General features: G+C 62.3%; 2 protein-coding genes and 1 pseudogene. 2 read left to right on the forward strand and 1 reads right to left on the reverse strand.

The features are described from left to right. Positions 1 to 381 (reverse strand): annotated as a pseudogene (locus HY836_RS17520) (electron transfer flavoprotein subunit beta/FixA family protein); the annotation flags it as partial. A 264-nt stretch (positions 382 to 645) separates the two neighbouring features. Here HY836_RS17520 and murI point away from each other — a divergent pair. Together murI and HY836_RS17530 are read left to right on the forward strand one after the other, a co-directional pair. After that, entirely contained in the window at positions 646 to 1,437 is a 792-nt protein-coding gene (gene murI / locus HY836_RS17525) for a glutamate racemase (protein WP_290678801.1), read from the forward strand. 342 nt (positions 1,438 to 1,779) lie between these two features. After that, positions 1,780 to 6,964: heme utilization protein (locus tag HY836_RS17530; RefSeq protein WP_290678798.1), on the forward strand; the 5,185-nt coding region annotated here is incomplete at its 3' end.

Raw genomic sequence — 6,964 nt, forward strand, 5'->3', positions numbered from 1 at the left:
GGTCTGGTTGCTGTCGTCATCGATGGCTTGCTTGCCCAGGATGATCAGATCAGGCTTTTCCTTGTCGACCAGCGCCTTGAGCACCTTGGCCACGGCCAGAGGCTGCACGTCAGCGTCGGTTTCAACCAGGATGCCACGGTCTGCACCAATGGCCATGGCCGTGCGCAGGGTTTCCTGGCATTGCGACACGCCGATGGACACGGCGATGATTTCGGTAACCACGCCCTTTTCCTTCAGGCGGGTGGCTTCTTCAACGGCGATTTCGTCGAAGGGGTTCATGGACATCTTGACGTTGGCGATGTCGACACCAGAGCCGTCGGACTTCACGCGAACCTTCACGTTGTAGTCAACAACCCGCTTGACCGGAACCAGAACCTTCATGCGATGTTCTCCTGCGTCATGAGGAAGAGTTAAGTAAAAAGTTTGCCGCGCCTAAAAAAGCACGATCGTTCGATTCTAACGCGAACTTGGGAGATTGGACCACAAATGCAGGCTCAATCGCATGACAATATGCGACTTCTGTCCCGCGCCCCCCGTTCGCGTACCCCATTTGCCCCGTTTTCTTGTCTTGTGACAAAAGCAGCAGCCACCGGCTCAGGCCCTACCCAGCACGACGCCCCCCAGTTCAACGGGGCAGGCACTCATATCGGGGTATTTGACTCTGGTCTGGGGGGCTTGTCCGTGTTGCGTGCGCTTCATGCTCGCGTGCCTCAGGCTGATCTGACCTATGTCGCGGACTCGGGCCATGCGCCGTACGGCGAGCGCGAGGGCGAGTTCATCGTATCGCGCAGCCTGGCCATCTGCGACTTCCTCGTCAAACGGCACGTCGATGCCATCGTTGTGGCCTGCAACACGGCCACAGCGGCAGCCATTCACCTCTTGCGTCAAGCCCATCCTGGGCTTCCCATCATTGGCGTGGAACCTGGCGTCAAGCCGGCCGTGGCGCAATCCATCAACAAACGCATTGGCGTGCTGGCCACACCCAGCACACTGGCCAGCGAGAAATACAAACGTTTGATTGAAAGCCACGGGCAAGGTGCCATGATCGTGCCGCAAGCCTGCCCGGGCCTGGCCAAGGAGATCGAAGCAGGCCGGCTCGATACGCCTGCCCTCAAGGATCTGGTTGAACGCTTTGCACAACCGTTGCGCGAAGCGCACGTGGACACCGTGGTGCTGGGTTGCACGCACTATCCCTTTGTAGCGCCGCTGTTTCAGAAGGCCTTGGGGCCAGATGTAACCGTCATGGACACATCGGGCGCTGTTGCCCAACACACGGCCCGGCTTTGCGCCCACCGTCACGCCTCACCGAGCAACTGGGGCGTTGATCACAAATTCGCTGGGAAAATCCACTTGTTCTCCAGTGGAGACCCTCAACATCTGGCCGATGTCGCCCGACATTGGTTGGGACTGCAAGGCAGCGTTTCGCCGCTACCTTGACGCGCTGATGAGCGCCCAAATTTGTAACAGCACCGCTTAAATAGTCCTGAAAACAGGCCGCAAGTCGTGACGTTTCACGCGTTTTCCCCCCCGGTATAGACCCTGGGGTGCCCCAGGTTGCCACCTGGGCCTCAAGCCCTCAGCCCCCTTCCCGATAACCCGATGTCGTGCGGAAAATCCCGCGGTTCGAAAACGCTTTATTGAACCCCGGCTTATCTGCACATCAGAGGTAGTGCCCCACGCATAGCCTCTGACCAGATCGAGTTTTCTCCTCTGGGGATCGGGTGATTGCCACATCGTGAAGTGCAAGCCCGGGCCTGGAGGACCACAAGGGGTTAAATAATGGCTTCTCTGATTCCTCTGCTGACCACGGCCCAGATTGCAACGCTGTCCACGCAAACGATTGCCAACCTGACCACGGCAGACTGGGCCTTGTTCTCCACAGCCCAGATCGTGGCCTTGACCACGGCTCAGATCCAATCCATTGAAACTGCTGACCTCAAAGGTGTCTCCACCGCATCCATGGCGGTGTTCACGACCGACCAGATTGCAGCCTTCACCTCGACACAATTCGGCGCGCTGTCGACCACGCAGATAGGCGTGATGAACACGGCGCAAACGGCTGCCCTGGAGACGACCGATCTCCAGATCTTTACCAGCGCTCAGATGCGCGCACTCAACACCGCAGCCGTCGCGGCACTGGACACACAACAGATTGCCGCCCTCACCTCCAGCCAGTTGGCCACCATGGCCACCACGCAGGTCGCAGCACTGAACACCAATCAGATTGGCGCCATTGAAACCTCTGATCTGGCGGCCATGCTGTCCACCCAGATCGCGGCGTTCAACACCAACCAGATCCGGGCACTGACCACGCAACAGATGTCGGCGCTGAGCTCGACAGCCATCCGTGCGTTCAACACCGCCGACGTCGCCGCTCTGACCACAGAGCAAGTGGTGGCGATGAGCACGCTGCAGATCTCTGCGCTCGACACCAACCAGGTCAGCACCCTGAACACAGCACAGGTCGCCGCCATCGACACCAGCGCCATCAGCGCCTTGAGCACGACCAGCGTTCGTGCGCTCAACACGGCCGCCGTTGCCGCCCTGACGACCGAGCAGATTGCCGGGCTGAGCAGCGCCCAGGTGATCGCGCTGAGCACCACACAGGTTGGCGCACTCAATACCAATCAGATAGGCGCCATCGAGACCGCCGACCTGGCCGTGATGAACACCGCCCAAGTGGCCACGCTCAACACCAACCAGATTGCCGCGCTCAACACGAGCCAGATCGCAGCCATGAACACGGCAGACGTGCGTGCGCTGACCAGCACCACGGTGGCCGGACTGACCACCGATCAGATCGTGGCACTGACCAGTGCCCAACTGGTGGCCATGAGCACCACGCAGATCGCCGCGCTCAACACCAACCAGATCGCCAACATGGAAACGGGTGACCTCGCTGCGCTGAGCACGGCCGCTGTCGCCGCGTTCAACACCGCGGCCGTGCGTGCGCTGACCACGGACCAGATCGTTGCCATGACCTCGGCGCAACTGGCCGCGCTCAACACCAACCAGATCGGCGCCCTGACCACCGACCAGGCCAATGCGATTGAAACCGCTGACCTGCGCGCCATGACCACGGTGCAGATCGGGGCCTTCAACACAGCACAGGTTGCCGCGCTGGGTACCGACGACGTTCAAGTTCTGACCACCTCACAGGCCCGTGCGCTGAACACCGCTGCCGTCGCAGCCCTGACGACCGACCAGGTCGTCGCACTGAACTCGGCACAGATTGGCGCCATGAGCACCAGCCAGGTTGGCGGGCTCAACACGGCACAGGTCGCCGCCATCGAGACCAGCGACCTGGCCGGTCTGAACACCGCAGACATCCGCGCCATGAGCACGGCCGCGATCGCTGCCATGACCACCGACCAGGTATCGGCGCTGACCACCACACAGATCGCCGCGCTGGGCACCAGCCAGTCCTCCGTGCTGAACACGAACGACATCGTCGCGCTGACCTCGGCCCAGATTGGTGCGCTCAATACGGCCCAGATTGGCTCGTTCAACACCAGCCAGGTTGTGGCCATCGAAACCGGTGACCTGGCCGGCTTTAGCACCACCGCCATCAAGTCGCTGTCGACTGCCGCCATTGCCGCGCTGACGACCGATCAGATCGTGGCCCTGAACTCCGCGCAGATCGGCGCACTGTCCACCACTCAGGTTGGCGCGCTCAACACCGCGCAGATTGCCGCCGTCGAAACCACTGACCTGGTCGCCTTCAATACCGCCAGCATCAAGTCGTTGAGCACGGCCGCCATCGCCGCCCTGACCACCGATCAAGCCGCCGCCCTGACCACCGTTCAGGTTGGCGCGCTGGGTACCAACCAGGTTGCCGTGCTGGACACCAACCAGATCGTGGCCCTGAGCTCGGCTCAAGTTGCCGCCCTGGGGTCTGCCCAAGCCGCCGCACTGAACACGGCGCAAGTTGCCGCCATCGAAACCAGTGACCTGGCCGGCCTGACCACCGCCAGCACCCGCGCCCTGAGTACCGCGGCCATTGCCGCGCTGACGACAGACCAGATCGTCGCCTTGAACTCTGCGCAGATCGCCTCGCTGGGCACATCGCAGTTTGGCGCGCTGACCACCACGCAGATTAGCGCGATCGAGACGAATGACATCAGCGCCATCAATACCGCCAACATCCGCGCGCTGACCTCGTCTGCCGTGGGTGCGATGAACACCCTGCAGGTTGCCACGCTGAGCACCACACAGATCGCAGCACTGGGTACATCGCAAATCGCAGCCATGACCACCGATCAGGTTGTGGCGCTGACGTCGACACACCTGGGTGTGCTCAACACGGCCAGCATCGCCACGCTGAACACAGCGCAAGTTGCCGCGATTGAAACCACGGACATTTCGGCCATCAACACGGCCGGCGTGCGTGCCCTGAGCACCGCCGCCGTTGCGGCGCTGACTACCGACCAGATGGCGGCCATGAGCACCGCCCAGGTCACGGCACTCAGTACCAACCAGGTCCAGGCGCTGAACACCAACCAGGTACAAGCGCTGGAGACCACCGATATCCGGGCGCTCAATACCGCACAGATCAGCACCCTCAATACGGCCCAACTGGCCAGCCTGACGACCGCCCAGATCGGCGCCTTCAACAGTGCCGAGATCCGCGCGATCGCCAGCACCTCGATCTCTGCGCTCACCACTGACCAGATCGCCGCGCTGGATTCCAGCCAGATTGCAGCCATGGCCACCACACAAGTGGGCGCGCTGAACACCGCACAGGTTGCCGCCATCGAGACGGGGGACCTGGCTGGCCTGAATACGGCCTCGGTGCGCGCCCTGACCACGGCTGGCGTTGCCAATCTGACGACGGACCAGATCGCAGCCTTGAACTCCACACAGGTGGGTGCACTCACCAGCACCCAGTCTGCCGTACTGACCACGGACCAGGTTGTCGCACTGAACACGGCGCATGCCGCTGCACTCAACAGCACCCAGGTTGCGGCCCTCAACACGGCGCAGGTCGCCGCCTTGGAGACATCTGATCTGCTGGTGATGAGCACGGCAGCGATCAGAGCCATGACCACCGCTGCCGTGGCAGCCATGAGCACGGACCAGATTGCGGCGATGACGTCCGCTCAAGTGGCCGCGCTGACCACCAGCCAGATTGCCGGCCTCAACACCAACCAGATCGGCGCCATCGAAACGTCGGATCTGGCGGTACTGACCACGGCTCAAGTGGCTGTCCTTAACACGGCCCAGGCTTCTGCACTGACCACAGCACAGATCGCCGCACTCAACACCGCTGACGTGCGCGCCATCAACACAAGCGATACCGCAGCGTTAACCAGCGACCAGGTCGCGGCCATGACATCGGCCCAGATCGGCGTCTTGAGCACGGCCCAGATCGGCGTGCTGAACACCTCGCAGGCCGCCGCCATCGAAACCAGCGACCTGGCCGGCCTGAACACCTCGGCCATGCGCGCCTTCACCACCGCTGCCATCAACGCGTTGACCACCGATCAGATCGCCAACCTGAATACAGCCCAGGTCAATGCACTGAGCACCACACAGGTCGCCGCACTCAACACCAACCAGATCGGCGCCATCGAAACCTCCGATGTAGCGGCCATGGGCACGGCTCAGGTAGCAGTATTCAACACCGCTCAAACCGTTGCACTGAGCACCGCCCAGATCGGCGCGCTCAATACCGCCGACATGCGCGCGCTCAACACGGCCAATACGGCAGCGTTGACCACCGATCAGATCGTGGCCTTGAACTCGAACCAGGTTTCCGTCCTGAGCAGCACCCAGTTCGCCGCCTTCACCACTGCACAGATCAATGCGCTGGAGACGACCGATGCGGCCGTCATCAGCTCGACTCAGCTGGCCGCCTTTAACACTGCGCAGGCCGCAGCGCTGACCACCGACCAGATCGGTGTCATCACCACGACCGCCCTGCGTGCGCTGAACACGAATGACACAGCGGCGTTGACCACCGACCAGATCGTGGCACTGAACTCCAGCCAGATTGGTGCACTGACCACCGGTCAGATTGGCGCACTCAATACCAAACAGGTTGAAGCCATCGAGACGACGGATATCGTTGCGCTGAACACGGCAGCCGTCCGTGCGCTGAACACCGCCTCGGTGGCCGCCCTGACCACCGATCAGATCGTGGCGATGACCTCCACGCAAATCGCCGCCTTGAGCACCGCGCAGATCGCCGCCATGACGACCAACCAGGTCGCGGCCATCGAGACGACGGACATCGCCGCCATGACGACCGCACAGGTCGCCATTCTGAATACCGCTCATGCTGTGGTACTGAACACGCTGCAAGTCGGCTCGATGACGACAGCCGAGGTGCGCGCACTCACCACAACCGATGTCGCTGTACTGACAACCGAGCAGATCGCCTCGCTCAGCTCGGCACAGGTTGCCGCCTTGAGCTCCACGCAGGTGTCTGTACTGAACTCCAGCCAGGCAGCTGCCATCGAAACGGGTGATCTGACAGGCCTGAACAGTGCCGCCATCCGCGCCTTCACCACAGCAGCGATCAATGCGCTGACGACCGACCAGATCGCCGCGCTGAACACCGCCCAGGTCAATGCATTGGGTACCTCGCAGATCGCCGCGCTGAACACCAACCAGATCGGCGCCATCGAGACCAACGACCTGGCGGCCATGAACACCGCCCAGATCGCGGCGCTGAACACGGCGCAGACAGTCGCCATCACCACCGCACAGATTGGGGCCCTGACCACGGCAGAAGTCCGCGCCCTCAACACGGCCGATACCGCCGCGCTGACCAGCGACCAGATCGCCAACCTGAACTCGGCCCAGATTGGCGCGCTGAGCACCGCCCAGATCGGCGTGCTCAACACCAACCAGGCCTCGGCCATCGAAACCACCGACCTGGCCGGCCTGAACACCGCTGCGGTACGTGCCTTCACCACCGCCGCCGTCAACGCCCTGACGACCGACCAGATCGCCAACCTGA

The sequence above is a fragment of the Aquabacterium sp. genome (genome assembly GCF_016234775.1).
In the GTDB taxonomy this organism is placed as follows: Bacteria; Pseudomonadota; Gammaproteobacteria; order Burkholderiales; family Burkholderiaceae_C; genus Aquabacterium.